This window comes from Halomonas sp. BDJS001 (genome assembly GCF_026104355.1).
Classification (GTDB): domain Bacteria; phylum Pseudomonadota; class Gammaproteobacteria; order Pseudomonadales; family Halomonadaceae; genus Vreelandella.
The window spans coordinates 1,222,021-1,248,462 of sequence record NZ_CP110535.1 but is presented as its reverse complement, the minus strand read 5'-3'; the positions used below and the strand labels follow the sequence as shown (position 1 = coordinate 1,248,462).

Annotated in this window: 23 protein-coding genes and 2 pseudogenes; 10 read left to right on the top strand and 15 right to left on the bottom strand. The window is 56.7% G+C overall.

Annotated elements, in window-relative coordinates; genetic code table 11:
• Positions 1-108: 108 nt before the first annotated feature.
• From OM794_RS05740 to OM794_RS05720, 5 genes are all read right to left on the bottom strand, one after another.
• Complete coding sequence (locus OM794_RS05740) at positions 109-957, bottom strand: 3-hydroxybutyryl-CoA dehydrogenase (protein ID WP_226248480.1); 849 nt, start codon at positions 955-957, stop codon at positions 109-111.
• Between the two features lie 22 nt (positions 958-979).
• Entirely contained in the window at positions 980-2,608 is a 1,629-nt protein-coding gene (locus OM794_RS05735; RefSeq protein WP_226248478.1) for an acyl-CoA synthetase, read from the bottom strand.
• A 144-nt stretch (positions 2,609-2,752) separates the two neighbouring features.
• On the bottom strand, positions 2,753-4,540 hold the full coding sequence (locus tag OM794_RS05730; RefSeq protein WP_226248476.1) for an acyl-CoA dehydrogenase: 1,788 nt from the start codon (positions 4,538-4,540) through the stop codon (positions 2,753-2,755).
• Positions 4,541-4,664: 124 nt separating this feature from the next.
• On the bottom strand, positions 4,665-6,038 hold the full coding sequence (locus OM794_RS05725) for an MFS transporter (RefSeq protein ID WP_226248473.1): 1,374 nt from the start codon (positions 6,036-6,038) through the stop codon (positions 4,665-4,667).
• Between the two features lie 180 nt (positions 6,039-6,218).
• Positions 6,219-6,863, bottom strand: a complete 645-nt coding sequence (locus OM794_RS05720) for a class I SAM-dependent methyltransferase (protein WP_226248471.1) — start codon at positions 6,861-6,863, stop codon at positions 6,219-6,221.
• Positions 6,864-6,903: 40 nt separating this feature from the next.
• Between OM794_RS05720 and OM794_RS05715 the strand changes: the two genes are divergently transcribed.
• The 4 genes and pseudogenes from OM794_RS05715 (at position 6,904) to OM794_RS05700 (ending at position 9,096) form a co-directional block, all read left to right on the top strand.
• Positions 6,904-7,287, top strand: coding sequence for a VOC family protein (locus OM794_RS05715; RefSeq protein ID WP_088701016.1), 384 nt, complete (start codon positions 6,904-6,906; stop codon positions 7,285-7,287).
• A 115-nt stretch (positions 7,288-7,402) separates the two neighbouring features.
• On the top strand, positions 7,403-7,789 hold the full coding sequence (locus tag OM794_RS05710) for a DUF4870 family protein (protein WP_226248469.1): 387 nt from the start codon (positions 7,403-7,405) through the stop codon (positions 7,787-7,789).
• Between the two features lie 2 nt (positions 7,790-7,791).
• Positions 7,792-8,726 (top strand): annotated as a pseudogene (locus OM794_RS05705) (lysophospholipid acyltransferase family protein).
• Positions 8,727-8,745: 19 nt separating this feature from the next.
• On the top strand, positions 8,746-9,096 hold the full coding sequence (locus tag OM794_RS05700; protein WP_226248464.1) for a DUF4870 family protein: 351 nt from the start codon (positions 8,746-8,748) through the stop codon (positions 9,094-9,096).
• Positions 9,097-9,116: 20 nt separating this feature from the next.
• Here the strand turns inward: OM794_RS05700 and OM794_RS05695 are convergent, their stop codons facing one another.
• Both OM794_RS05695 and OM794_RS05690 read right to left on the bottom strand, forming a co-directional pair.
• Positions 9,117-10,526 (bottom strand): mannose-1-phosphate guanylyltransferase/mannose-6-phosphate isomerase, encoded by a 1,410-nt coding sequence (locus OM794_RS05695; RefSeq protein ID WP_226248462.1) that lies wholly within the window; start codon positions 10,524-10,526, stop codon positions 9,117-9,119.
• Between the two features lie 70 nt (positions 10,527-10,596).
• The gene (locus OM794_RS05690) at positions 10,597-12,204 is read right to left on the bottom strand and encodes an alkaline phosphatase (RefSeq protein WP_226248460.1); all 1,608 of its coding nucleotides are present in this window, start codon (positions 12,202-12,204) and stop codon (positions 10,597-10,599) included.
• 329 nt (positions 12,205-12,533) lie between these two features.
• On the opposite strand from OM794_RS05690, the gene OM794_RS05685 reads away from it, so the two are divergent.
• Genes OM794_RS05685 through OM794_RS05675 form a run of 3 tightly spaced genes read left to right on the top strand, consistent with a single transcriptional unit; the run spans position 12,534 to position 15,699 of the window.
• Positions 12,534-14,021 (top strand): glucan biosynthesis protein, encoded by a 1,488-nt coding sequence (locus tag OM794_RS05685; RefSeq protein ID WP_226248769.1) that lies wholly within the window; start codon positions 12,534-12,536, stop codon positions 14,019-14,021.
• 48 nt (positions 14,022-14,069) lie between these two features.
• Complete coding sequence (locus OM794_RS05680) at positions 14,070-14,876, top strand: FkbM family methyltransferase (protein ID WP_226248458.1); 807 nt, start codon at positions 14,070-14,072, stop codon at positions 14,874-14,876.
• A gap of 49 nt (positions 14,877-14,925) precedes the next feature.
• Positions 14,926-15,699: a creatininase family protein gene (locus OM794_RS05675; protein ID WP_226248456.1), complete on the top strand. Its 774-nt coding sequence runs from the start codon at positions 14,926-14,928 to the stop codon at positions 15,697-15,699.
• A gap of 47 nt (positions 15,700-15,746) precedes the next feature.
• Here OM794_RS05675 and ribA read toward each other — a convergent pair whose 3' ends face one another.
• On the bottom strand, positions 15,747-16,850 hold the full coding sequence (gene ribA / locus OM794_RS05670) for a GTP cyclohydrolase II RibA (protein ID WP_265154342.1): 1,104 nt from the start codon (positions 16,848-16,850) through the stop codon (positions 15,747-15,749).
• Between the two features lie 148 nt (positions 16,851-16,998).
• On the opposite strand from ribA, the gene OM794_RS05665 reads away from it, so the two are divergent.
• Positions 16,999-17,841: a RibD family protein gene (locus tag OM794_RS05665; RefSeq protein WP_226248767.1), complete on the top strand. Its 843-nt coding sequence runs from the start codon at positions 16,999-17,001 to the stop codon at positions 17,839-17,841.
• 57 nt (positions 17,842-17,898) lie between these two features.
• Here OM794_RS05665 and OM794_RS05660 read toward each other — a convergent pair.
• From OM794_RS05660 to OM794_RS05645, 4 genes and pseudogenes are all read right to left on the bottom strand, one after another.
• Positions 17,899-18,798 (bottom strand): annotated as a pseudogene (locus tag OM794_RS05660) (lysylphosphatidylglycerol synthase transmembrane domain-containing protein); the annotation flags it as partial.
• 4 nt (positions 18,799-18,802) lie between these two features.
• A complete protein-coding gene (locus OM794_RS05655) occupies positions 18,803-20,740 on the bottom strand; it encodes a glycosyltransferase (RefSeq protein ID WP_226248454.1) in 1,938 nt (645 codons plus the stop codon).
• Entirely contained in the window at positions 20,737-21,135 is a 399-nt protein-coding gene (locus OM794_RS05650; RefSeq protein ID WP_226248452.1) for a 6-pyruvoyl trahydropterin synthase family protein, read from the bottom strand. The genes OM794_RS05655 and OM794_RS05650 overlap by 4 nt, the downstream gene beginning before the upstream one ends.
• A 27-nt stretch (positions 21,136-21,162) precedes the next feature.
• Positions 21,163-22,182 (bottom strand): zinc-dependent alcohol dehydrogenase, encoded by a 1,020-nt coding sequence (locus tag OM794_RS05645; protein ID WP_226248449.1) that lies wholly within the window; start codon positions 22,180-22,182, stop codon positions 21,163-21,165.
• 360 nt (positions 22,183-22,542) lie between these two features.
• Here OM794_RS05645 and OM794_RS05640 point away from each other — a divergent pair, with 360 nt between their 5' ends.
• Together OM794_RS05640 and OM794_RS05635 are read left to right on the top strand one after the other, a co-directional pair.
• Positions 22,543-23,271, top strand: coding sequence for a CDP-alcohol phosphatidyltransferase family protein (locus OM794_RS05640; RefSeq protein WP_226248447.1), 729 nt, complete (start codon positions 22,543-22,545; stop codon positions 23,269-23,271).
• 282 nt (positions 23,272-23,553) lie between these two features.
• Positions 23,554-24,207, top strand: a complete 654-nt coding sequence (locus OM794_RS05635) for a phosphoribosyltransferase (RefSeq protein WP_265154341.1) — start codon at positions 23,554-23,556, stop codon at positions 24,205-24,207.
• Between the two features lie 93 nt (positions 24,208-24,300).
• Here OM794_RS05635 and OM794_RS05630 read toward each other — a convergent pair whose 3' ends face one another.
• From OM794_RS05630 to OM794_RS05620, 3 genes are all read right to left on the bottom strand, one after another.
• Positions 24,301-24,630, bottom strand: coding sequence for a four-helix bundle copper-binding protein (locus tag OM794_RS05630; protein ID WP_226248444.1), 330 nt, complete (start codon positions 24,628-24,630; stop codon positions 24,301-24,303).
• Between the two features lie 147 nt (positions 24,631-24,777).
• The gene (locus tag OM794_RS05625; protein WP_226248442.1) at positions 24,778-25,248 is read right to left on the bottom strand and encodes a GFA family protein; all 471 of its coding nucleotides are present in this window, start codon (positions 25,246-25,248) and stop codon (positions 24,778-24,780) included.
• Between the two features lie 160 nt (positions 25,249-25,408).
• Positions 25,409-26,368: a LysR family transcriptional regulator gene (locus OM794_RS05620; RefSeq protein ID WP_226248440.1), complete on the bottom strand. Its 960-nt coding sequence runs from the start codon at positions 26,366-26,368 to the stop codon at positions 25,409-25,411.
• Between the last annotated feature and the right edge of the window lie 74 nt (positions 26,369-26,442).

Here is a 26,442-nt window from a genome sequence, read left to right as displayed (position 1 = left end):
CTTATTTGATTTGTTATTGCACATTAACGTAAACACCAACCAACCCTAGCGAACGCTTGGTTGAGTGGCAATAACTTCTTATCGCCGCACTATCCTGCTCTGCAAAAGCTAGTCGTAATTGTAGAAACCGCGACCGGTTTTGCGGCCAAGATAGCCCGCGGCGACCATACGCTTAAGCAAGGGGCAGGGGCGATATTTGGGCTCACCAAAGCCCTCTTGGAGCACTTCCATAATCGCCAGACAGACGTCCAGGCCGATCAAATCCGCCAGCGCCAACGGCCCCATGGGGTGAGCCGCGCCGAGTTTCATGGCGTTATCAATCGCCTCGGGTGTCGCGGTGCCCTCTTGAACGATAAAAGCCGCCTCGTTGATCATCGGTACCAGCAAACGATTCACTGCAAAACCCGGGGCGTCGCCTACCGGCACGGCGGTTTTACCCAGCGCCTTCGCAAGGGCTTCAATCTCGGCAACAGTGGCGTCCGAGGTCTGTTCGGCGCGGATGACTTCCACCAGTTTGAGCACCGGCACCGGATTAAAGAAGTGCATACCCACCACTCGCTCGGGGTGTTCGCACACCGCCGCTAGGCGGGTAAGCGACAGCGACGAGGTGTTGGAAGCCAGAATAGCGGTGCTGCTCAACTGGCTTAGATCACGAAACAGCTTCTTTTTGAGTTCGGGCTGTTCGGGGGCAGCTTCGATAATGACCGTGTACTTACTCAGGTCACCCAGCGTGGTGGTGGTGGAAAGACGTGCCATGGCAGCGTGCTTATCCGCCTCACTGAGCTTCTCTTTCGCGACCAGCTTGCCCAAGCCTTTGTTGATACTTTCCTCGGCACGGCTTAACTGCTCCTCAGCAACATCGTAAAGGCAGACATCAAAGCCACTGGCGATGATGACCTGGGCAATCCCTTGCCCCATGGTGCCTGCCCCTACAACGCCAATTTTTTGATCGCTCATGCACGCTCTCCTTAGTGAATTATCAATGCTGCTTAGCTTCTTCACGCAGTACGAATTTTTGGATCTTGCCCGTTGAGGTTTTCGGTAGCTCGCTGAAAATGACCGTCTTGGGCACTTTGTAGCCCGCCAGATGTGCGCGGCAGTGGGCGATAATATCGGCCTCGGTGACTTCACCGTACCCCACTTTGAGCTTCACAAAGGCACAGGGTGTCTCCCCCCACTTTTCGTCGGGCTTGGCCACGACCGCCGCCTCTTCAACGGCAGGATGACCGTAAATAGCGTCTTCCACTTCTATGGTGGAGATATTTTCACCTCCGGAGATGATGATGTCTTTGGAGCGATCTTTAATCTCGATATAGCCATCCGGATGCCAAACCGCCAAGTCGCCGGTGTGGTACCAGCCGCCCTCCAGCGCCTGCTCGGTGGCTTCGGGGTTCTTTAAATAGCCCTTCATAACGTTATTGCCGCGCATGAGTATTTCACCCATGGTTTGTCCATCCTTGGGCACTGGCTCCATAGTGAGAGGATCTGCCACGCACAGCGCTTCAAGCATGTGGTAGCGCACCCCCTGACGGGCTTTGATTTTGGCACGTGCTTCCAGCGGCAACTCATCCCACGCTTCACGCCAGGCGCATACGGTTACCGGGCCGTATACTTCGGTCAGGCCGTATACGTGGGTGACCTCAATGCCTAGCTTTTCGACCCCAGAAATCACTGAGGCTGGCGGCGCAGCACCGGCGGTTGTCACTTTTACCGGGTGATCGAACTCACGTTTCTCTTCAGCGGGCAGATTCACCAGGCCATTAAGAATAATCGGCGCCCCGCTGAAGTGGGTGACCTTTTCATCGGCGATCAACTGCATGATCTTTTTGGGATCAACGCGGCGAAGGCAGACATTCACTCCGGCGTTGGCGGCAATCGTCCAGGGGAAGCACCAGCCGTTGCAGTGGAACATCGGCAGTGTCCAGAGATAGATGGGATGGTGAGGCATCGCCCACTCCATAATATTGCTCACCGCGTTGAGATAAGCGCCGCGGTGGTGGTAAACCACACCTTTGGGCTTGCCGGTGGTGCCGGAGGTGTAGTTCAGCGAGATCGCATCCCACTCATCGGCAGGCAGTTGATAGGCGAAGTCAGCATTGCCCTCGTTAAGCAGCGCCTCGTACTCAATTTCACCAATGCCCTGAGTCTCGCCAAGAAACTCACTATCAGCCACATCAATAATCAGCGGCTTGTGTTTAAGCTTGGCCACTGCTTGCTGAATAACGTCGGCAAATTCAGGGTCGACCAAAATCGCTTTGGCCTCGCCATGCTCCAGCATATAGCTGATCGCTTCGGCATCCAGGCGAATATTCAAGGTATTCAATACACAGCCTGCGAGCGGTACGCCGAAATGCGCCTCAAACATGGCGGGAATGTTGGGCAGCATCGCCGCCACGGTTTGGCCCGGCTGAATACCGCGCTTTTCGAGCGCCGAGGCAAGCTGACGGCAGCGTGACCAGGTCTCTCCCCAGGTACGCCGCGTGCTGCCATGGACAATCGCAGGGTAGTCAGGGTAGATCGACGCCGAGCGCTCGATAAAAGTCAGCGGGGAAAGCGGCACGTGGTTGGCAACGGTTTGGGGCAAGCCCTGCTCAAAGATAGCGGTCATGGTCGGCTCCTGAGTTTTGTTAATGTTATTGAAAGCGTTGGCTTTAAGAGATCGTTTTAAATGATTGTTTTAAATAACTGTTTTGACAGGGCAGAAACAGCACCGCCGCCCCAGAGGGCGGCGGCGCGAAGCTAAACATTAGCGTTAATGAACCTCAAAATCGCTTAAACACTGCATGCCCGCCTCTATCACCGCACGCTGGGCGCGGCCTACCGGCAGCCATTGAGTAATTGCAAATTCGGCGCTGCGCATTTTGGCAGTATAGAAGGGATCATCGCTGCCGTTGTTAAGGGCTGCCTGGGCGCTAAGCGCCGCCTGGCCCATCTGCCAGGCGCACAGCACATGGCCCGTCAAGTTAAGGAACGGCGTAGCGTAAGCCTGCACTGCGTCTGGGCCGATTTCAGGGTCGCGACCTTGCTCAAGCACCAGCGCTTGGGCAACTTTTAGATCTTCAAGCCCTGCGGCCAAACCACTGCCCAACGCTTTCAGGGCAGGGTCGGCGTTGAGCTGCTCCACGGTAGCAGCAACGTCATGCAGCAGCACGGTGAGCGCTTCGCCGTTGTCTCGCTGGAGTTTACGACCCGCCAGATCGAGCGCCTGAATACCGTTAGTGCCTTCGTAAATCGGCGCAATGCGTGCATCGCGCAGCAGTTGGGCAGCGCCGGTCTCCTCCACATAGCCCATGCCGCCATGCACCTGAATGCCCATGGAGGCGATATCCACTGCCTGATCGGTAGAGAAGCTTTTAATCACTGGAATCAAAATATCCGCACGGGCCTGGGCAGTTTGGCGGGCATCATCATTTTCCGCGTGGCGGGCAGTGTCCAACTCAGCAGCGCAGTAGAGCGCCAACGCACGCAGTGCATCGGTGCGCGAGCGCATGGAGAGCAGCATACGGCGCACGTCCAAGTGATCACTGATACTGCACTCGGCGCCGCCACGGGTTTTGGGAGAGCGCCCTTGGCGACGCTCCAACGCATAGGCAAAAGCGTGCTGGCAGGCGCGCTCAGCCACACCAATGCCCTGGATGCCGACTTTGTGACGCGCCTCGTTCATCATGGTGAACATATGGTTCAGGCCACGCCCCTCTTCGCCGACCAAGTAGCCAATGGCGCCGTCCTTTTCGCCAAAGCTCAGGGTGCACGTCGGTGAGCCGTGAATGCCCAGCTTATGCTCAATAGAGGCACAGGTGACATCGTTGCGCTCACCCAGGGAGCCGTCTTCATTGACCAGGAACTTGGGCACCAGAAACAGGGAAATACCTTTGTTGCCTTCCGGCGCATCGGGCTTGCGGGCTAGCACAAGATGAATAATGTTTTCGGCGGCGTCGTGTTCGCCCCAGGTGATATAGATCTTCTGGCCGCTGATGCGGTAGTAATCATTTTCAGGCACGGCGCGGGTGCGCACTTGGGAGAGATCCGACCCCGCTTGAGATTCGGTCAGGTTCATGGTGCCCGTCCAGGTGCCTTCCACCAGCTTGGGCAAGTAAGTCGCTTTGAGTGCATCGTTGCCGTGGTGGGCCAATGCTTCAATGGCGCCGGCAGTCAGCATGGGGCAGAGCCCCAGCGCCATATTGGCACCATGAAGCATTTCCTGCACCGCGCTGGCAACCACTTCCGGTAGGTTCTGGCCACCTAGAGCCTCTGACACGCCAATACCGTTCCAGCCACCTTCTACATACGCCTGGTAAGCTGCCGCGAAGCCCTCCGGCGTGGTCACGCTGCCGTCGGTGTGGCGCTTGGCGCCTTGTTGATCGCCAACTTTATTAAGCGGCCCCCAGACGTCACCGGCCAGCTTTGCGGCCTCTTCGAGTACCGCCTCGACCAAGTCGGGCGTGGCCTCTTCAAAGCCCGGCAGGCTGAGCGAGCGGTGCGCTAGTAGCTCTTCGAGCACAAAGCGCATATCGCGTACCGGTGCAGCGTAAACATTCATGGCGAACCTCGGGCTGAAAAATTAAACAATTGTTTGAAAGTATGCCCTAGATAGTAGTAATACTCTCTCACCTACACCATTAGCCCAAGGTATCACCCACTACCACCAACGTCTCTGCTGCGTTTTAATTTCGCTTATTTACTTGTTCCACATCATCATAGTAAGTGATATGGCTTTCATCTTCCGCGGGCGGCCCTACCACCGGCTCGGCCGCATCCACATCCCATACGGCATCGGATAAATCCTCCAAGTGCTCGTGCTCCAGCGCCCCCTGAATCAACTCTTCGGTGACCACCAGCTCAGCACCGGCAGCGGTCATGGGTGTAGTGGGTGTAAAGGGCGCCACGGGCACCGGCGCTGGGCGCACGCTACGCCGCCAGGAGAAAAACATTAAGAAAAAGAGGCTGAGGGAGCCGAAAGCCCAGAACAGACCCGCATCACCCATGGCGGTCATCACCGGGGAGATCATAAGGGGGCTGATGGTGGCGCCAATCGAGTTGATCAGCAGCAGACCCTGGCTCATGCGCACCAGTGCCCCTGCTGGGGCGCGGTCAGCGGCGTGACTCACCGCCACCGGGTAGAGGGCAAATACCCCACCGCCAAGCAAGAACAGCAGCAGTGCCAGCAGCGGCGTAGAGAGCGGTAGCCAGAGCATCGCCGCCGAGATGAGTACACAAAAACCGCTAATGCCGATCAGTACCATCTGTCGGTCATGGCGATCAGACCAGCGCCCAATCGGGTACTGCAGCAGCATTGCCCCCATAATCACTACCGCCATCATCTGCCCCACCTGGCTGACACTCATACCAATGCGCTGCAGATAAAGCGGCAACAGAGTATACGCCGCGGCTACCACCATCCCGGAGCCTAAGCTGCCCATCACGCCGGTAGGCGTCAGCGTGATCAAACGGTGCGGGGGAAGCGGCTCGGCGTGCTCCATAATCGGTGATACCCGGGGAATCATTGCCATGGGCAGCACTGAGAGCGAGGCCAGTAGCCCAATCACCATAAAGGGCGCGGTTACCCCCATAGCGTTGGTCACACCCAGCAGCAGTTGACCCAACACACCGGCGGCATATAGCGAAATCATATATAGCGCCAGCAGGCGGCCGCGAACCTTCTGGTCGCCTGACGTTAACAGCCAGCTCTCGATAACCAGATAAACCCCAACCGTGGCCCAGCCGCCGATCAGGCGGAGTACAAACCAGGCCCAGGGGTCAAAGAACAAACCCTGAAGCAACACCGTGACGGCGACTAATGAGGCAAAACTGCCGTAGGCGCGAATATGGCCAATGCGCAGCAACAGGCGATCGTTCACCATTGCGCCTAGAGCTAAGCCGATAAAATAAGCGGACGACACAATACCGATGACCGTGGCGGACTCACCGGCAGCATCCAGGCGCACGGTAATTAAGGTGGCGAGAAAACCGTTGCCAATCCCGAGAATGAAGAGCCCTAACAGGGGCGCCAGCGCCATGGCTAGCAGTTGCCGCGACATGAAAACCTCGTCTTGCCTAAAAGTGGTGAAACAAAGGGCTGAAAACAGGCGTAAAAACGCTACTAAGCGTGTCCACAGAAACCGTCATCTCACCTGGCACATCGAGTCAGGCCGGGATAGCGGCGCGCAATTATTGCCCTCAAGCGGGCAAAGTCAATGCTTTTCTAACGTTACAATTATTCACGATAGCGTTTTGTGTAGAATAACCGTGTCTGGCCCAGGAAATTCCACTACTAAACTATTCTTTTGTGCCCACCAACGAAAGGACTCCTCACTAAAAAAGCTGATATGGGTAGGATCGCTAATATAGTGCCAGCGGGCAAACGCTTCCGGCGAAGTAACGCGTTTGGTCATTAAGCCCAGATAACCACCTGGCGCCAGCTGAGCCACCAACTGCGTAAGCACCTTGCCGGGCTGCGCCAAGTGCTCAACAACCTCTGTGGCGGTGATAAAATCATATATTTGTGTCAAAACGGAGGCATCGGGGGCGTAAAAAAGGTCGTAAATAGTCATCAGATGCCCCTGCTCGGCAAACATAACCGACAGCGTCGGCCCCGGCCCTGAACCAAAATCAAGACCGCGAGCTTGGGGTGAGAGCTTGGCTAATAGCGGGGTAAATAAACGCCCTAAAAAGCGTCGATATCCCGTATCATGCGGCGAGTTTTGATGCTTATCGTATTCAGCCTTTTCTTCAGCAGCACTCAAATGCTGCTCAGGGGGGACAAATACCAGCTTGCACGTGGCACACTGGTAGTAGTCACGACGCCGATCCCGGTGGTAGAGCGCAATCGTGGATTCAGCGCAGAGCGGACATCGGCGCATCATTGTATTCTCTGGCTTAACGTAATGTATTAAGGAAGGTGGCATGCTATCAGGTCTGGATCATCTTGTTGTTACCGTGACCGACATTAGTCGTGCAGTGGATTTTTACTCGCGGGTTTTGGGCTTAGACGTACGCTATCGCGATGCTCAGCGGGTCGATTTGATGCTCGGGGATACGGCACTACGCCTGCATCAAACAGATACTGACATTGCCCCCATTTCAGCAACGCCTACGCCTGGCAGCCTGGATTTGTGCCTGCGTTGCCAACTGCCGCTGAACGAGTTCAAGCAGCATTTAGACGCGCTGGCGATTGACGTAGAGCTAGGCCCCGTCGCTCGCCAAGGCGCCACTGGCCCGATTGAATCCATCTACCTGCGTGACCCGGACGGCAATCTGCTAGAGATTTGCCGCCCCTCTTCGCGTTAATGCTAAGTCTAATGAATCAAGGTATCATGTGCCGCGCTTAAACAGCGCGCACTGATGTGTACTCGGCATCATCACCCACTTCAGCATCTATACAGATTGATCGAAAGGAAACGTTATGCTTGAAAAGGAAACTGATTCCCCACTTGAAGGCAATGTCATCAGCGAAGAGCAGCAGCAGCCCGATACGACCATGGCCATGGTTATTTATGCGCTCTATCTGGCCAGTTTTATCCTTGGCTTTACATCGATTATTGGTGTGGTTATCGCCTACGTCTATAAAGGCAAAGGCCCTGTGTGGCTGGACGAGCATTACCGCTATCAGATTCGTACGTTTTGGATAGGTTTGGTATACGGGCTCGTTTGCTTGCTCTTAACCCCGGTTCTGCTCGGTTTCCTGCTAATGCTACCGTTAGCCGTTTGGTTGATCATTCGCTGCGTTAAAGGCTTCAAAGGGCTGCAAGAGAAGCGCGCACCCTCCAATGTAGATACTTGGTTGATTTAACGATGGCGCCACAGGGGGCTCAAAACGCTAGACGCTTTTCCAAAGCCAACGCGATCAGCTGGCTATGGCGTCAACTGTCACGCTGGCCGATTGCGCGCCTATGGCGGACTGCTTCGGCGCTCGGCCCCCTGGTTTACCGCTTTAATAAGCGTGAGCGCTGGGTAACCGATCGCAACTTAGCGGCCGTTTACCCAAACCTCCCCATTGCGGAGCGTAAAACCCTTGGCCAGCACAGCTTGCGACACTCAACGGCCACGATGCTGGAGCTGGGCCATGCCTGGATGGCGGAGCCTAATAGAGTAGAAGCCAGCATTTTAGCGGTGCACGGTCGCGATAAGCTCGATAACGCCCGTACCGAAGGCCGCGGAGTGATTGTGCTTGCCCCCCACTTCGGCAACTGGGAAGTGCTCAACTTCTGGCTATCGAGCCACTTTCCCTTTACCGCGATGTACGAGCCGCCCAAAATCACCGCCCTCGACCCGGTCATTCGTCATGGCCGCGAACGCATGGGGGCCAGTTTGGTACCCACCAACCCTCGCGGTGTGGCGGCGCTGCTTAAAGCGCTTAAACGCAGCGAAGCGATTGGCATACTTCCTGATCAGAGCCCGATTGGGGCAGTGGTGTTTTTGCGCCGTTCTTTGGTCGCGAGGCCTACACCGCCACCCTGCTCCCGAAATTGGTCGCCCGGACTCAGGCGCGGGTAGTTACCGGCGTCGCGCTACGTATCCCTGGTCAAGGCTTTGAAATCCATTTTTTGGAGGCCGACGAGCGGGTCTATAGCGACGAGGATGTGCAGTCTGCCACTGGTGTCAATGCGAGTGTCGAAAGTGCAATTGCCTTGGAACCGGCACAGTATCAATGGGAGTACAAACGCTACCGCAAAGTAGTGCAGGAGCAGCAAAATCTAGCCAATTTCCGCGACTATCGCCTTTATTAGGCTGAAAAAGAGAGCTCTGATGACACAACACCCTGTAAAGCGCGATGACATACGCGTGCCACAGATTATTTACGCACTCTACCTAGCAGGTATCGTCACAGCCAATATCACCCTTCTGATTGGCGTCATCATCGCCTATGTCTATCGCAAAGAAGCGGCGCCCTGGCTGCAGCAGCACTATCGTTACCTGATTCGCACCTTCTGGATCGGCACCCTGTATGCCTGCATCGCCTTCCTGCTCAGCATTGTGATAGTCGGCACCCTGCTCTGGCCGCTGTTAGCGGTATGGCTGGGCGTACGTTGCGTACTTGGCTGGGTCGATGTTCGCAAAGGGTTAACACCGGCACGCCCTAATAGCTGGCTTTGGTAAGCCGCCAGTCATTCCGTCCTTCACTCATCGTTATCACGGTCGTAAACATCATCTAAACGCTCGATATCGTCTTCGCCCAAATAACTGCCAGACTGCACTTCGATCAGTTCAAGAGGTATTTTACCGGTGTTTTCCAGCCGGTGTAGTGCCCCAATAGGAATATAGGTTGACTGGTTCTCAGTCACTAAAAAGCTACGGTCACCGATAGTGACTTGGGCCGTGCCGCTCACCACTACCCAGTGTTCAGCGCGATGGTGATGGCGCTGCAGCGATAGTCGCCCGCCGGGCTTAACGGTAATGTGCTTGACCTGATAGCGCTCTCCGTTATCCATGGCGTGGAAGCTGCCCCAGGGGCGGTGCACAAGTGGCGCTGAGTGCGGCTCGCTGCGCTCCATTTGAGTTAGCTCAGCAACCAGTTGCTTAACCTGCTGCGCGTTATCCCGATGAGCCACCAGCACGCTGTCCGATGTCTCCACCACGATGATGTCTTTAACGCCCAAGGTGGCTACCAAACGGTGTTCGGCGATTATCAGCGAATCCTGCGTATCGGTTAGCCAGGTATCGCCTTTGGCACCATTTCCTGTTGCATCCGTCTCCAAGGCAGACCACAGTGAGTCAAAACTGCCGATATCACTCCACGCGGCATCTAATGACACTACCGCGGCGTGCTCACAGCGCTCCATCACCGCGTAGTCGATGGAGTCTGCAGGGCAGCGGCGAAACGCCGCTTCGCCCAAGCGTAGAAAATCCAAGTCACGATGCGCGCTGCTGACCGCCTCTTCACAGGCTTTCAGCATATTCGGCTGGAGACGTTTTAGCTGGTCTAAGTAGTTTGAAGCACGAAGGAGAAACATGCCGCTGTTCCATAAATAATCGCCGCTATCGACTAACTCAGCCGCCCGTTTGGCATCAGGCTTTTCAATAAAAGCCGCAAGATGATGGCCACCTTCTAGAGGCCCGCCGCAAGCAATATAGCCGTAACCCGTTTCAGGCTGGGTCGGCACAACACCAAAGGTTACTAGGTAACCCATTTCGGCTAACGGCACGGCCAGTGAAACGCTATGCTGAAACGCCTGAATATCACCAATCACATGATCTGCCGGGAGCACTAGCAGTAGTGGGTCATCGCCAGTCCGGCGCGCCAACAGCGCAGCACAGGCAATCGCCGGAGCAGTATTGCGGCCTTCAGGCTCAAGTACCAGAGTGGCTGCTTGATCAATTTCGCGCAGCTGTTCAGCCATTAAAAAACGGTGGCTGTGATGACCCATGAGCATCGGTACGGTATCGGTTAACCCGGTTAGGCGACGTAGAGTTTGCTGGAGCAGGCTCTGGGAGGAGGTTAAGCGCAAAAACTGTTTCGGCATCTGCTCTCGGGAAAGCGGCCAGAGCCGCGTGCCGCTGCCCCCGCTTAAAATCACTGGCTGAATCATTGCTGCATCCTTGTCATTGTCTTTGAAACGGTGACTGGCCGTACATCAGAGTCGAAACTTGCCCCAGCGGTCATTCCTCTCGCCATGCCAGTGCCACATCCACCGCTAACTCTCCAAAATCGGCCTGCAGCCAGTGGCGTAACTGACTCATTCTAGGCGCGTGGCGCGACTCTTCGAGCCTAGGCAACGTGCCGGGAACGAAGCCACGCTCTATAAAGGGCGCCAATAGCTCTGGGTCGCCGCTAATAATATGCACCGGTACTGCCGCGCTGGCATCGTCGCCGGTAATCAGCGGCGCGGCTTGATGGTCACCCAGCACTATCATCAGGGTTTTGTCATCCACTACGCGTTCGGCCCAGCGGCCTGTGACTTTCACAGCGTAGTCCACCGACCAGGCATAGTGGTCACGGATGCGTTCGATCTCTTGCCACAACACTTCTGGCGGGTCACCGGCGTCCTCCCAAGGGGCAAAAATGCGCCCATCGCCAATGGATGACCAATCATCCAAGACAGGCAGTATGGGTGTCCAGGGTGCATGGCTTGAGATTAGTGCCAATTGGGCAAACACCGGCGTCTCTCCTAGCAAGTAACGCTGGGTGTAATCGAGAGTAAATTGATCCGGCATGGTGACCCAGTTGAGAGCAGGCCCGGCATAGGCGATATCTTTCGCTGCGGCGATCTCATCAAAACCGTAGGCCTCGCCTTCCGGCCACGCCAGGGTAATCGCGGGCATTACACTCAGGGTGCGCTGACCGGTGGCACGAAAATCATCGATCAAAGTGGTGTGGTCGCTGTCTAGCATCAGCCGATACCACAGCTGGTTGTCGATCCAGCGGCCACTGAGGGCTGTCGCATGGGCCAGCCATGACTGCCCACCGCGAATGGGTGAGGCCAACATGCCAGAGACCACGTGGAGGTCATGTTCACCCAGCCGCTGCTGCATTTCGGCTAGCGTAGGCAGTAGAACATCGGAATAACGTGGGTTTTCCAGCGCAGAGATGCCATAGGACTCAATAAAGGTGAGCAGTACATTGCGCCCCGCCAATCCCGGCAGTGACCGGGCTTCCATTGGTGCGGTCTCCAGCTGTGCTGTAAAGGCGAGTCGAGCGGCGTGGGTATCGGTGATTTGCTGCCACTGAAAGCGTGTCGTGTTCACCATCGGCAGACGAGCACTATCCACTAGCCGGATCCCATTCAGTTCAAGTGCTGCACTGCTAGTGGCAATGACTAGCAGCGTTAATGCCACCACACCAGGCAGGCGCTTAACAGAGTAGGCGACCGGGGGCAGCAGCAGTCGCACTAAAATCAGTGTGATGGCGAACAATAAGCCCCCTCCCGCCAGCATTGCGCAAACTGCCAACAGTTGACCTACATTACCTGCTAACAAGTGATAAATTGAGCGCAGCAATGGTACATCAAGATAGAGATTGAGCGGCCGGGCAAAGGCCATATGGGTGGCGGCAGTGCCTAAGTTTACGGCAGTTGCGAGGATCACCCAACTGACGACTCCGACAGCCACTACACGGCGCGTTGGGCCAACAGGGAGCAGCAGCATGAGCGGCGCAATGATAAGTGCCTCCCAAGCGAGCAAATGGGTACTAACCTCGCCAAAACGCCACCAGAGCGGTGCAATGAGTAAGAAATTCAGCGTTAGCAACAGTAGTAATAATCGACTCATCGAACCCTCATCTGGAACTGCCTTTGATTACAATGTCACTGATATAACCTGTCAACACCCTCTCTCAAAGAGAGGGTGTACCCAATCGCAAGACACAAGAGCGAGGAATAAGGCTGCTGAAAAACACAATAATCATGTACTGTCATATTTTATCGTATAGTTATTGTGTAAAGACTACACGCTTTGCTTGGCATAAGGCCCACGCGTTTTGCAGGCTTTCACCAGAAAGGATTTCGTCCATGCGTTGTAACTGTGTTGGTAGAAGAGCGTTTTTTAGAAGGCCTGTTGCCAAAGGATGGACTGGCAAATGGGTCGTGTTAATTGGCTCTATGCTCGCCGTGCCTGCGTTGGCTGAAGACGATGTGCATTTCAGTAAGATCATTGAGCGCGCCCAGCAGCTTGCTGAAGAGGCCTACCAAGCCCCGGAAGAGAGCTTACCTGAGGTATTGCGCGAGCTCGATTACGATACCTACCGGCAGATTCGTTTTGACCCCGAACATGCCTACTGGAAAGACGAGAGTCCTTTTAGCCTACAGCTATTTCACAGCGGCTTTCTTTTCCAAACCCCGATTGCCTTGAACGTTATCGACAACGATACGGCAACGGCCCTGCCCTTCTCTGCTGCGGACTACACCTATGATGGCAATGCCGCCGCGCTCAAAGAGCAAGACCTTACCGGCAGCGGCCATGCGGGCTTTCGTCTCCACTACCCCCTTAATAGCGATCAATACGACGATGAGTTTGCTGTGTTTTTGGGTGCCAGCTACTTCCGCATCGTGGGGCGTGACCAGGCGTACGGACTCTCCACCCGAGGGCTGGCGATCGATACCGCCTCCCCCGATGGCGAAGAGTTCCCGGCATTTCGTGAGTTTTGGCTCTATAAACCCGACGCGAATGCCGAACAGATTGAGCTACTGGCGTTAATGGACAGCCCCTCGGTCAGCGGTGCCTATCGGTTTGTTATCCAGCCTGGGGAGAATACCCAGGTCGAGGTCGAAGCCGAGCTGTTTGCCCGCGAAGATATTGCCAAGCTGGGCGTCGCTCCGCTCACCAGCATGTTCACTTTCGGTGAGGCAAGCCACGAGCGGCCGGACGATTTTCGCCCCCAGGTGCACGACTCCGACGGTCTGCTGATGCACACTGGCAGCGGCGAGTGGATCTGGCGTCCCCTGAGTAATCCCCCCTACCTGCGTAGCTCCACGTTTGTAGACGACTCCCCTCAGGGTTTCGGGTTAATGCAACGGGAGCGTGATTTCAATCGCTACTTGGATGTCGAAGCCCAGTACCATCGCCGCCCCAGCCAGTGGGTTGTTCCGCTGGATGAGTGGGGACCGGGTCATGTGGAACTTGTCGAAATCCCCACTCCCGACGAGACCCACGACAACATTGTCGCCTATTGGGTGGCGGACGATTCGCTGGATACAGGCGAATCCCGTCGCCTGCACTATCTCACTCACACCTTGAATACTCAGCCTGACGCACACAACCTTGGCCGCGCCATTCGTACCCGCCATGGCCGCGCGGGCGTGCCGGGACAAGCGGACTCTTCCTTGCTGGAGCAGCGCCAATTCATCGTCGACTTTCAGGGCGGCGCGTTAGCGGATATCACCGCCGACCAGCCCGTCGAGCTCGATATCAGCTCCCAACACGGTGAGGTTCTGCTCCCCCAGGTTACTCCGCTGCCCAACAACGGCTGGCGGGCGAGCTTCCGGCTACCCGCGAGCGAACAACCCAGCGATGTGCGCCTAAGGCTCACCTTAAGTGGCGAACCCGTTAGCGAAACCTGGAATTACGTGTGGTATCCCGATGACCAGTAGCACTTATCAAGCAAAACTTATATCGTCAGCGCCTGTCTGGATCAAGGCATGTCCATTCAGAGAGCTCAACTAATGCGGCACATGGCGCTACAGCGGCTGCGCAGCGCGGGTGGGCTTGCCCGCTCGCTATTCATTTACTGGCGGCCAGGGCGCCAGCGAGGCCTCCAGCGCCTCTATAAGCCTTTCATTCAACCCGGTAGTGTTGCTTTTGATATTGGTGCACATTTAGGCGACCGTAGCGCGGCTTTTCATGCGCTGGGCGCCAGAGTGGTGGCGCTGGAGCCCCAGCCCGACCTCGCCAAGTGGTTTAAACGCCTGGTGAAACCAACGACCATTAACCTGCTGCCAATGGCGGCTGGCCCAGCAAGCGGCTTTGCCGAGATCGCTATCAGCCCCGGCAACCCAACTCTCTCTACTCTGGCCACCGAGTGGCGGGAGCAAATTGGCGAACGCAACGCAGGTTTTAGCCAGGTACGATGGGAGCAACGGTTGCGAGTACCGGTGACTACGCTGGATGCGTTAATTGATGAGTATGGCGAGCCCAGCTTTATCAAGATTGACGTTGAAGGCTTTGAGGCCGAGGTACTGGCAGGACTAAGCCGCCCAGTGGCAGCGCTGTCGGTGGAGTTTGTCGCCGGCGCCCTGGAGGTGAACCAGGACTGCGTTAACCACTTAAGCCGTCTTGGCGAGTACCGCTACAATGTAGTGGCTGGCGAGCAGCGCCATTTTCGCTGGGCAGAGTGGCAAACACCGCAAGCGGTTAGCGAGTGGCTCAGCGCAGGGGGCGAAGCCCTGCCATCCGGGGATCTCTACGCCTGCCGCTCAGACCATCCGCTACTGCTTAACTCGCGTTAATTTTTGCGCATGCTATTTGAACTCTCTATAGGCATAGGCACGTCACGCAATGATTCACCACTGGCAAACCCTCACCGCTCCACAGTTAACCGAATTCGCCCAACGTGACCCGGTCGCGGTACTGGTGCTTGGCGCCATTGAGCAGCATGGCACGCACCTTCCCTTAGCCACTGACTTGATGATTGGCGAGGGTCTGCAGACCGCGATGCTGGAGGCGCTTGATGCCAGTTTAAATGTCGTCTGCCTGCCTTCGATTGCGGTAGGCGCCAGCGATGAGCACGCCAGTTTCCCTGGCACGCTCAGCCTGCCCGCACCGCTGGCGATTGCCACCCTGGAGGCCTACGGCGACAGTTTAGCTCGCGCCGGGATTCGTCGTTTGGTACTGCTTAACAGCCATGGTGGCAATAAGGCAGTGATGGATTTGGCGGGGCTCACTCTACGGCGGCGGCATGCCATGCGCGTGGTCAAAGCCACCTATACTCGGCTACCGCCCCTGGAAGGCGCGATTGGCGCTGAAGAGCTGCGCTACGGCTTGCACGGCGGGCTGCTCGAAACCGCGATGATGCACTATTTGGCACCCACGTTGGTACAGCTAAAGAGCTACCAGGCAGCACCGCCCGCGGCGCCCCAAGGTGATGCGTTAGTCAGTGCCGAAGGGGCCGCGGCATTTGCTTGGTTAGCGGAAGACCTGAGTGCCCAGGGTGTGGCCGGGGATGCCAGCCACGCCAGCGCTGAATTAGGCAAACGGCTCGTGGAGCACTACGCCCGACAGTTGGCCAGCGTCGTGACGGAAACCGCCCACCTACCGCCGCTGGCCAACTAATATCGCTGAACCAGAGGGAAGCAACTTTAGCCAGCGCCCCATCAGGTTCATCGCTGGCCGCTTAATACATCTTCCAGCAAGTGTCCACCGCGGGTAGCTTTGGCATTCAGATAGCGCTGATTGTGGTCGGTCACGCTGCCATACAGTGCTTGGCGTGAGACCACCTCGATACCGCCCTGGCGAAGCGCTTCCATCTTCAGCGGGTTATTGGTCAATAGCTGCACCTGGTCGATATTGAGGGCGTTAAGCATATCCACCGCCACCGCATACTGGCGCTCATCGTCACCAAAACCGAGTACTTGATCCGCATCCACGGTATCCAGCCCACCATCCTGCAAGGTATAGGCGCGCAGCTTATTGGCCAAGCCAATGCCCCGGCCCTCTTGCGCCAAATAGAGCAGCACGCCGCCCCCCATGGCTTGAATATCCGCCACGGCGTTGCGCAGCTGCTCACCACAGTCGCAGCGCAGGCTCCCGAACAGGTCGCCGGTTAAACACGCCGAGTGCAGACGTAGCGGCACCGCGCCTTCCCAGCGCTCCGGCTTACCGATCACCACCGCAACATGCTCGCGTAGGCCGTCCGGCTCACGGAAGAGCACAAAGCGGCTGTCGGCGGCATCCTCAAGGGGGATATTCGCCTCGCTCACCCGCTTGAGCATACCCGGCGCCCCGGCAAGGCACTGTTCAGCGTCTTGAGCGTTGACTTCTAGCAACCGCCCTTCTGCCAGCTGCTCCTCAATATCCGCTGCGGTTTCTTCACTAACAAAGGCGCAGAGCGCTGCTGGGATTAGCAAGGCGCGGCGCATTAGGGTAACCGCGCCTAGTTCGGCTAATCCTGCCGGTTTTAAGCCGCTTAGTAGCCCACTAGCGGGTTTCGAAAGCATTTCCGCAGCGGCCAAGTTATGCAGCTCACTGGTCGTAATGTGGGCCACCAACGGCAAGCTGGCGGCTTCGACGGTTAAGCTCATACCTAACGCCGCTAGGCGGTGACGGGTAAGCACCAGCGAAGGCCGCTCGCCCGCTAACTGGGCAAGCACTTCAACTGACTCACTGCCTTCCAGTGCCTGCACGAGCAAACGCTGCCCACTGGCATTCACCACCACTGGCAATCCACGACGGATATCGAAAATAGCGCGTTCAATCTGGTACATGTAGGCCTCCTGGCTTCCTTACAAGGGGGATGGTGCACGCTTGCACTGAGCTGTTTACTCTCAACTGTACGACTTCTTGCTCTGAACAACTTGCTCTCAACTGACCAGAGCCCGCATGATGGAGCGGTTTATTTAGCCCGGAGGCGTCATGCCCGAATCCCATATCAACATTATTGCGCTGGGCGATGCCTGGGAATGGCTGCTGGCGTTGCGCCATCAGCGCTCTTGCGATGTGGCTATTACCTTGACGCCTACCGGCGAGTGGAAAACGGACAAAACGGTCGCCGCTGAGGTGCGTGAACTGCTCGATTGCCTGACCCCACTGGCCAGTCGGCCTGCGTGGGTGGTGGCGCAGTTGGGGCAGAGTATGGATGGCCGCATCGCGACGGAAAGCGGCCACTCCCACTACATCAACGGCCATGAAAGCTTGGTTCACCTGCACCGCCTGCGTGCTTTGGTCGACGCGGTGGTCGTCGGCGCAGGTACCGCCAGCGCCGATAACCCCCAGTTGACCGTGCGCCACGTTAGCGGCACTAACCCAACGCGGGTGGTGCTTGATCCACGCGGCCGAATTCCCAATGACTTGGCGCTGCTGAATACCGATAGCGCCCCGACGCTGCATATAGTGGGGTCTGCCGTGGGGACTGAGTCGCAGGCGACGGCGAGCCTGGCCCACGTTGAACGTTGCGAGCTGCCGCTGAATGCTAGCGGTCAGTTCAACCCCAGTGATGTTGTCACTCTGCTGGCCGACAAAGGTCTTACGCGGGTACTGGTAGAGGGCGGCGGTATTACGGTGTCTCAGTTTATCGAGGCGGGTGCCGTTGACCGACTGCATCTGCTGGTCGCCCCGCTGTTGATCGGCTCCGGCAGACCAGGGCTGCAAATGACGCCCATTGAGACCCTTGAGAGTGCGCTGCGCCCGCCCGCGCGAACTTTCCGCTGTGGTGACGACACCCTGTTCGACCTGCGACTGAGGGATACCACCGCTTGAAGGCTGCGCTTTTTCGCGACGACTCAGCGCCACCCAGATGCCCGGTAGGCTCGCCAACAGCACCAGCACCCCATAAGCCAAGGACACCGCCACGCCCTGGGCGGGTGGCAGGCCGACCAGCGCCCATACACCCACAGCGGCACCTTCACGCAGCCCCCAGCCGGCTACCGAAAACGGAATAAGCATGGCCAGTAGCAGTACCGGTGTCAGCGCCAACACTTGCAGCGACGGTAGCCCAACGCCAATCGCCCGAGCCGCACAGACCATTACCAGACCATAGCTCAGCACAATCACCAGCGAAGACAGCAACTGCTGGGGCCAAACGCCGCGCTGCAGCAAGCCGCGCCTTACATCTCGGGCCAGGGCTTGACACCAGCTCGGCAGCCTTGCCAGCCAATGGCTAAACCATTGGCGCAGCAGCAAACCACTGACGATGAGCGCCGCAAGAACGGCTAATGCGCTTAACCCCACCACTGTGATCACTGCTTCACCCAGCGCAGCATGCCAGAGCGGAGAGAGCAGCAGCGCGGTTAGCGTTAACACCACTACAGCAACTTGCCCCGAGGCACGTTCAATAATCACCGCTCGCCAGGCGCGGCCCCTAGACTGTGCTTGAGCGGCATGACGGTGCGCCCGCCCGGCGTCGCCTAATACACCGCCGGGCAACAGTTGATTGACCAACAGCGCCAGGTAGTACTCCCGTAGCGCGTAAGCGAACCGCAGCGGCACATCGATCAGTCCCGCGGTAAACTGCCAGCGCCAGGCACAGAGCATAATCTGTAGCGTGCTGATGGCTAACGCCAGTACGACCCATTCGGCAGAGAAACGCCGCACCTCCGCCACCACAGCCTGAGGTTCAACCCACAGCGCCACCGCCGCTAATAGAGCAACGCTAACCAGCCCGCGGCGAAGCCACGGGGTGGACAAGCGGGTATGCCAACGCTCAGCAACTCCCATCGGCTTACGCCTCTTCCTGAGGTATGGCCAGCAGGTCACAGTGCCCCACCCAAATGCCCAGCTCGCCATTAGCCACCGCTTGCTGACGCTGCTGCAGCCAGTTGGCAATGCGCGCCGCGGCTTGCGGAGCTTGCTCGGTGGCGGCTTCGGCCCAACCCTCGAGCAGCGCCACCATCAATGGCAACTGCTCTTGACTGCCCGCAGCGAGCTGCCACGGCGTTTCGGCTTGTTGAATGCGATAATCAGCCCCCTTCAGGGCGTCGACTAGTGTCCCGTGAGCCTGTCCGCCCAATGCATCACCCAAACCTTTATCGCGCTGCTGGTGAGCCATAAACATCGCCTGCAGCCAGCGGCCTTCGTCATCCCGCACCGGCGCGCCTTGAGGGTCAATAAAGTGCCACTCACCGGTCACGCTTAGCGCTATCAGCAGTGCCTGCTGCCGCTCGGCAATGCGAGCCACAAAAGCATCGATCCACTGTTGGGAAACAAGATCCAGCAGCGCCGATGCGGTGACGAGGTGTGCGTCGTCGAGCGGCACCTCGGCAAGCGCTTCCAGCGATACACAGTGCGTCTCAACGGCCACGGGCTGCCCTTGGCTATTGCTTAATCCGGCGGCACGTTGGCGCGCCTGAGCTAACAAAATGGCGTCGTGATCGATCAGCTTCCAGCGCTGGTGGCCACTCAGGCTCGGCGCCAAAAAGCGCATATTACTACCCCGACCACAGCCAAGATCCGCTATCAGCGGCGCCGAAGTACGCGCGCTCAGCCACTCCGCGGCAAACTCAGCCAAAGGTTGGCTACGGGAATCGATATCAGCCGCCTCTCGCAGCGTCAGCCAGTCGGAGGCAAACTGGCTGCCTGGGCGTAAATTGGGAGAATCAACGGGCGCAGTTAACGCCGCAGCAAACTTCGCTCCCGCTGCTTGCCAGTCGCTTAACGCATCCCGGGCCAGGGCGGCTCCCTGGCGCAGTTGGTGGCGTAGCTCATCGTCATGGCAAAAACGGCTCAGGGCATCTTGAAGCGCGTCGACGTCACCTGGTTCAACGCTCAAACCGGCGCCGCTAGGCAGGGTGTCGCGAAGCGCACCACCGGTGGTGGTAATCACCGGCAAGCCGTGGGCCAGGGCTTCGGTGACCACCATGCCATAGCCTTCATACCAGGAGGGCAGTACCAGCGCGTGAGCGCCGCGATAGGCTGCTTCCAACGTAGCGCCATCGCACTCGCCGTGTAGCTGTACGCTGTTTTGCAAGCCGTTCTGATCAATCAGTTGCTGTACGCGCTGGGTGAACTCGCAGTCACGTGCGCCGCCATAACAGTCGCACAGCCAGTGGTCACCGGCGACGCCCGCCAGCGCTTGCACCAGAATATCCTGCCCTTTGCGCGGCGTTAGCGTTGCCACACATAACAAACGTAGAACCTCACCCGGTTCTGCTGCGGGGCTGATCGGCGCCAGGGCAACGCCCGGTTCAACTACAGTGACAATGGGATTGAGTGGCATTTCATAATGGGCCGCCAGCTCCGGTAAGCGCCGGGCGGTAAAGTGGCTGGTGACGATAATCCGCGCCACGTGAGCAAGCGCGTTTAACTCACTGCGATGAAAGCGCTGCTGATCGGCCTCATTAAGGCCAGATTCATCGCCTAATGGGTGATGCAGCAAGGCGGTGATATCCAGCCGTTGGATATGCTGAGCAATCACCTCCGGCAGCGCCCCCATGGCCAGGCCATCAATCACCACCGCCGCCTGATCGGGAAGCGACGCTAGGGCCTGTGTAAGTGCTGCTACCGCCTCGGCATCCGCATCAGGAAACGTGCCTGCCAAGCCGACGACGTCAATTTCCCATCCCTGGTCACGCAAGGACGAGACAATCTGGGCGTCGTAAATATAGCCGCCGGTACGCTGAGCAGGGTCACCGGCAACGATTAAAGTGAAACGCTGACTCATAGCGCGCCTTCGTAGCTGGCCCAGGCCACATGGGATTCATGCAGTTTGATCTCCATATGGGTAATCCCTTTAGCGGTGGTGCCCATTTTGCCCTCACCAATCGCCTGGGCGAGCTGGTCAAAGATCACCTTGGCCATAAACTCGGTGGTAGTGTTTTTGCCCTTAAACTCAGGTACTTCATCCAGGTTGCTGAAGTTGTAGCCAGTCAGTACCGATTTCACTGTTTCGCTGGCCAGACCGATATCGATCACCAGGCCGTCCTCATCCAGCTCGGGACGCTGAAAGACCACATCCACCACGTAGGTAGCGCCGTGGGTACGCTGGGCAGGGCCAAAGATCTCACCCTTGAAACTGTGGGCGATCATAAAGTGGTCACGGACACATAAACGGAACATAGAGACTCCAAATGATAAGTAAATTGGTTACGCGGGATAGCGCAGGCGGTGGCAGAGTTCAACGCTACCGCGGCCAAACAGTTTAGGGGCAAGCGTGGGCAACTGTTCAAAGTCGCTTTCCCCGCTGATCAGTGCCTCCAACCGCTCGTCTACCAGCAGGCTCAGTGCTAACTGAAGGCGGCGCTGGTAATCCCAGCGTGGGCGTAATTTGGGCGGCAGTTGACCTACTTGGCTGGCCTTGAGCGTCAGCCGCTGAGAGTGGAAAGCACCGCCTAAAGGGATCGCAATATCCCCCTCGCCAAACCAGCTCATTTCGATAATGCGACCTTCGCTGCCCACTAACGCCAGTGCTTGGCGCAAGCCGGCAGACTGGCCGCTGGCGTGGATCACGCAATCTTGGCCATGAAGGGCTTGTTCGGGAGTGCTGAAGGCAACGCCTAACTGCTCGGCGAGCTGGCGACGCTCAGGATTAATATCGACTAACTCGACGGTAACACCGGGCACCTGGGCGCACAGGTACGCTACCAGCGCCCCGACGACACCGGCGCCAATGATGGTGATTCGCTCACCCAGCATCGGCTCGGCGTCCCACACGCCATTAATGGCGGTTTCCATATTGGCCGCCAAGACGGCGCGTTTTGCAGGTACATTGGCGGGCACTTCCAGCACCGCCGAAGCAGGCACAATGTAGTGATCCTGGTGGGGAAACAGGCAAAAAACGGTTTTATCCATGAGGGCGCTTGGCCCCTGCTCGACGCGGCCAACGCTACAGTAGCCATACTTGACCGGAGCAGGAAACTCGCCCGACTGAAAGGGCGCACGCATGCGCGAAAATTCGCTTTCAGGCACGCGACCATTGAACACCAACGACTCGGTGCCTCGGCTGATACCGCTGTACAAGGTACGTATATGCACCTCATCCTGGGCGGGAGGAGTTAGTTGTTCACGCCGCATCTCGCCTTGTGCTGGGCTGGTCACCCAGAAGGCGGTGGCCAAGGTTTTTTTGGCGGCATTGGAGGCTTTGCCTACATCGTCAAGCGCCGACATGAGCGTTCCTTTTCGTTACGGGCCCACTGGATCCGGGCTCTCTTTCATTCCGTTGAATGTGGCGTGGCACCATTGCGCTTAAAGCTAGGGATAAGAGACACGCCGTATGTCTCAGCCCTCGCGTATAATGTGTGGCCATGCATTGCATGGCCCTAGGCAGAACAGTTTTCAAGGGTTCACCATCTTCAGCTTAGCGGGTGAAAAGAAAATATTCGATTAACCATTTGGAACAAATGAAACTAACTTGGCTATTTCTTGATCGTATGGACAACCCTACCTTCTTCTACAAGAATGGTACATATAAAAATAGTTGCATCATTTATTTTAACTGCGGATAGCGACGCCGCTTTGTGAGATACCATGCCGCTCTTCTCTAACGCTTCATCTTACACCCTGCCTAAACGCCTCTATGGCGCTGCAGAGCTAATGCTGGGCGGCATGCTGCTAATATCCTTGGGCAAAGGTCTACCCCTTTTAATGGCTACTCCCGCTAACTGGGGGGTGGCTATAGGCTTCTACACGTTTATATCCACCCTGGTCGTCATCTTCTGGCCCTACGGCTCACTGGGCTGGGCTAACCGGGTCACGTTGGTTCGAGCGGTTTTGATTGCATTAGTGGCAGGTGCGCTCGCCGCAAATGCCTTTGTAGGAGCCATCTGGCAGTGGCTGGCGATCGCGGTGATCGCTCTGCTACTGGACGGTGTTGATGGCTGGATTGCCAGGCGCACCAAAAGCCATACCCGGTTCGGTGCCCGTTTTGATATGGAGTTGGATGCCCTGCTGATTCTGCTGCTATGTGCGGGTTTGCTGCGGTTGGAATCGCTGGGACTTTGGGTGCTGTTGATAGGCGGAATGCGCTACCTGTTTATCGCCGCCAGCTGGCAGTTCCCGTGGCTCTCAACACCGCTGTTTGCCAGCTTTCGACGCAAGGCTGTTTGTGTCTGGCAGGTGGTGGCGCTACTGCTGGCATTAACGCCGCTAACCTCTCACCTAGTCGCCAGCCTGCTGGCCATTAGTGCATTGACCTCATTGCTCTATTCGTTTGGTTTTGACGTGTGGTGGCTGTATCGAAAAACACAGCGCTCCTAGCCCACTGCATCTTGCTAGCGAGCCGCTTGGCGACTCCCGGAAATAACGGCTTGGATAAGCTGTTTCTTCCTGACTATAGTTATTGTTAGGCTATCTTTCCGCCTTTCGTGTTCTGGGAGACTCTTACGGATCACTCAGCAACAGCTCCCCACGGCCCCTCTGAATTCCGCCGCGCACGTGCCCCCATCACGCGATGACTCTGCTACTGTCGAGCGCTCCCCAGGTAGAGCTAGGCATTTATCCTTTTGGGATTTAGGCTGTTTTGGAGTTGAGAAGCCACTCATGCACACGCACCAAGCACTTTTTGATAATCGACGCGCAGCCGGGCGAGAGCTTGCCTATGTATTATCCGATGCGCGTTATGACCTAGTGCTGGCATTGCCCCGTGGGGGTGTACCCGTTGCCTACGAGGTAGCGGCAGCACTTAAACTTCCGTTTGACGTGGTCATCGTGCGTAAGATTGGCGCGCCTGGGCAACCCGAGGTTGGGCTAGGCGCTGTCGTCGATGGCGACCCACCTCAAGTGCTGTGGACACCTGATTTGCTGCAGATTTTTCAGCCCTCTGAAAGTTATCTGGAAGCTGAAGTACAGCGCCAACTAAGCGAGATAACCCGCCGTCGTCAAACTTATATTGGTGACCGGGCGCCCATTAACGCTAGCGAACGTCACATATTATTGGTGGATGATGGTATCGCCACCGGCGGAACCGCTAAAGCAGCCGCCAGAGCACTATGCCAAGTAGGAGCCGCTTCCGTTACCCTGGCAGTGCCTGTTGCCCCGCAGTCCACGCTGGATGAATTGGCTACCGAGGTTGACGATTTGATCTGTTTAGCTACTCCCGAACCCTATATCGCCGTTGGCCTTCACTATCAAGATTTTACCCAAACCAGCGATGACGAAGTGATCTCCCTATTGCAGAAGATTCACTTCTTTTAACGCATTTTTTGATATAGATTAAAATATAAAAAAGCCAGCTTTCACTGCGTATGAAAGCTGGCTTTGTTTAATTGATTAGGCTTTTATGCGGCCTTAGGCCGCCATTGCAGCGCACTCATTGGCGCAATGATGGCACGCTTTGGCGCACTCCTGACAATGCTTAGCATCGTGTTTGGCACACTCGTCACCACACGCTTTACAAATATCAGCACATATCTGACAGATTTCCTTGGCGTATTCACTCCCCTGAGCCATGTAGGAAGCTGCCAAGCGGCAGATCTGTGAACATTGACGATCCAAACGGATGCACTCTGCCATCATTTTTACTTCATCTTCTTGCAAGCAGGCAGTGGCACAAGAATCACAGTAGATCGCGCAGATATTGCACGCTTCAATACACGACTTATATTTTTCAAACTCCATCTTTCTACCCTCCTTATCATCAAACGAACACACGGTCGGCTACCTAAACAGGCGCGGCAAGCCGCATGTTGAGTCCTGAAGAACTCGTCTAAAAGAGTAGAACAGAGAGCGTGCAACACAAGCGCAGAAAGCGGCGCAACATGAATTCTAACACTCCAACCCCTGGCGCTGGTGCCACTCGGCAAGACTTTCATCCGGGTATTCGTCGAAGCATTTATCTTGGAACTGCCCATTGACCTCGACCCAGTCGGCCCGGCTTCCCAGCATCATATGTGTTCGCTTGGGCGGTGTAGGTAAAGGAGTATCGATCGACGAGGCGAAGGGATGCACCAGCTCGGGCCAGTCAGGATCGTAAACCCATAGCGATGAGGCGCAGTGCTTGCAAAAATGTCTCTCTCCCGTGCTTTGCATGCCATTAATAACCGCTCGGTAGATCGAAATGTGCTCATCACCACTGACATTGAGCGTTTTGCTATCGCCACTGAGATTGATGGCATACCCCCCACCACCTGCCGTTTTACGGCAAATAGAGCAGTAACAGCGGTTGAATGGATAGGGGTGCTGAGACCTCACACTAAACATCACAGCCTGGCAGTGACATGATCCTTTGAGCAGCATGGTTACCTCCGTTTGCAGCGGTTACCCAAATTGAGTATCGAAGCACGACTGCATGCACCGAGTGCGGTCTTCAGCTCCCTTTTAAGTCCTCTCATAATAGCTTAGCGTATGAGCTCATCGGCGCCTTCAACGGGAGTAGTGATGCTGCTGCGGAGCCGTTTCAACGCTCAACCTTTAAGGCTTGCAGCAGTTCAGCCACCGCCAGTTCCCCTTCGGGCTCGTCAAATGCTTGAGCCAGCGAGCCTTGTACAAAGCTCAAAAAACGATAGGCGGCGGGCGGTAAGCGACGCTCTCTGCGCACCACAAAATGCCAGCGACTTTTCAGCGGGAAGCCCTGCAAGGGCAGCTCTTGAATGCCTTTGGGGGCATCTGCCACCACATGCCGGGACAGCACCGCCAACCCCATGCCCGAGGCCACGGCAAGGCGAATAGCCTCATTGCTGGCGATCTGCTGGGTGGAGCGCAGCTCAATACCCGCACTGTACAGCCAGGCATCAAAGGTATGCCGGGTTGCGGAGCCTGGTTCGCGCAGCAGAAAACGCTGGTCTTTTAGGGCCTCCATGGTGAGGTCGTTGACATCGGCCCAGTGGGACGCCTCCGGCCCCACCACTACCAAGGGGTTGCTCAGGAACGGAGCGGCCAGCACCTCATCATCCAAAGGCGGGTGACTAAATACGTAAAGGTCGTCTTCATGGCGCTCAAAACGATTGAGCATCTGCTGACGATTACCGATCTCCACCGTGATATCGACCTGCGGATTAGCCTGATTAAACGGCCCTAATAGCCGTGGCAATACATATTGCGCGGTATTGACCAAGCCAATACTGAAGTGCCCACGCCCGCCGCTGCTGTACTCTTCCACGTACTGACTAAACACATCGGCACGGCTAAGCAAGTCCTGACTTAGCTGATAGAGCGCTTGGCCAACCTCAGTGGGCACCACGCGACCATCCTCCTGACGCACAATGGATTCACCGACAATTTCCCGCAGCCGTTTCAACTGCTGGGAGACCGTTGGTTGAGTCAGGTGAAGTCGATTTGCGGTGGCAGTAATCGAGCCTGTGCGAACCACGTCAGCATAGACCTGTAGCAAGCGAAAAGTGAGTTGGCGTACTTTCATAACCTGAACCATAGATAATTATCTATGACTATATAAAGTTTATTTATTTTCATCAATCCCTTTGGATCGTTAAA

Coding starts and splice junctions, on each gene's coding strand:
- ribA (WP_265154342.1), bottom strand. CDS start 16,850: ATGTACCAGATTGAACGCGCTATTTTCGATATCCGTCGTGGATTGCCA.
- OM794_RS05730 (WP_226248476.1), bottom strand. CDS start 4,540: ATGAATGTTTACGCTGCACCGGTACGCGATATGCGCTTTGTGCTCGAA.
- OM794_RS05720 (WP_226248471.1), bottom strand. CDS start 6,863: ATGATGCGCCGATGTCCGCTCTGCGCTGAATCCACGATTGCGCTCTAC.
- OM794_RS05665 (WP_226248767.1), top strand. CDS start 16,999: ATGCCCGAATCCCATATCAACATTATTGCGCTGGGCGATGCCTGGGAA.
- OM794_RS05645 (WP_226248449.1), bottom strand. CDS start 22,182: ATGTCGGCGCTTGACGATGTAGGCAAAGCCTCCAATGCCGCCAAAAAA.
- OM794_RS05680 (WP_226248458.1), top strand. CDS start 14,070: ATGTCCATTCAGAGAGCTCAACTAATGCGGCACATGGCGCTACAGCGG.
- OM794_RS05710 (WP_226248469.1), top strand. CDS start 7,403: ATGCTTGAAAAGGAAACTGATTCCCCACTTGAAGGCAATGTCATCAGC.
- OM794_RS05685 (WP_226248769.1), top strand. CDS start 12,534: ATGCTCGCCGTGCCTGCGTTGGCTGAAGACGATGTGCATTTCAGTAAG.
- OM794_RS05650 (WP_226248452.1), bottom strand. CDS start 21,135: ATGTTCCGTTTATGTGTCCGTGACCACTTTATGATCGCCCACAGTTTC.
- OM794_RS05735 (WP_226248478.1), bottom strand. CDS start 2,608: ATGACCGCTATCTTTGAGCAGGGCTTGCCCCAAACCGTTGCCAACCAC.
- OM794_RS05640 (WP_226248447.1), top strand. CDS start 22,543: ATGCCGCTCTTCTCTAACGCTTCATCTTACACCCTGCCTAAACGCCTC.
- OM794_RS05635 (WP_265154341.1), top strand. CDS start 23,554: ATGCACACGCACCAAGCACTTTTTGATAATCGACGCGCAGCCGGGCGA.
- OM794_RS05625 (WP_226248442.1), bottom strand. CDS start 25,248: ATGCTGCTCAAAGGATCATGTCACTGCCAGGCTGTGATGTTTAGTGTG.
- OM794_RS05655 (WP_226248454.1), bottom strand. CDS start 20,740: ATGAGTCAGCGTTTCACTTTAATCGTTGCCGGTGACCCTGCTCAGCGT.
- OM794_RS05675 (WP_226248456.1), top strand. CDS start 14,926: ATGATTCACCACTGGCAAACCCTCACCGCTCCACAGTTAACCGAATTC.
- OM794_RS05630 (WP_226248444.1), bottom strand. CDS start 24,630: ATGGAGTTTGAAAAATATAAGTCGTGTATTGAAGCGTGCAATATCTGC.
- OM794_RS05690 (WP_226248460.1), bottom strand. CDS start 12,204: ATGAGTCGATTATTACTACTGTTGCTAACGCTGAATTTCTTACTCATT.
- OM794_RS05695 (WP_226248462.1), bottom strand. CDS start 10,526: ATGATTCAGCCAGTGATTTTAAGCGGGGGCAGCGGCACGCGGCTCTGG.
- OM794_RS05700 (WP_226248464.1), top strand. CDS start 8,746: ATGACACAACACCCTGTAAAGCGCGATGACATACGCGTGCCACAGATT.
- OM794_RS05620 (WP_226248440.1), bottom strand. CDS start 26,368: ATGAAAGTACGCCAACTCACTTTTCGCTTGCTACAGGTCTATGCTGAC.
- OM794_RS05740 (WP_226248480.1), bottom strand. CDS start 957: ATGAGCGATCAAAAAATTGGCGTTGTAGGGGCAGGCACCATGGGGCAA.
- OM794_RS05715 (WP_088701016.1), top strand. CDS start 6,904: ATGCTATCAGGTCTGGATCATCTTGTTGTTACCGTGACCGACATTAGT.
- OM794_RS05725 (WP_226248473.1), bottom strand. CDS start 6,038: ATGTCGCGGCAACTGCTAGCCATGGCGCTGGCGCCCCTGTTAGGGCTC.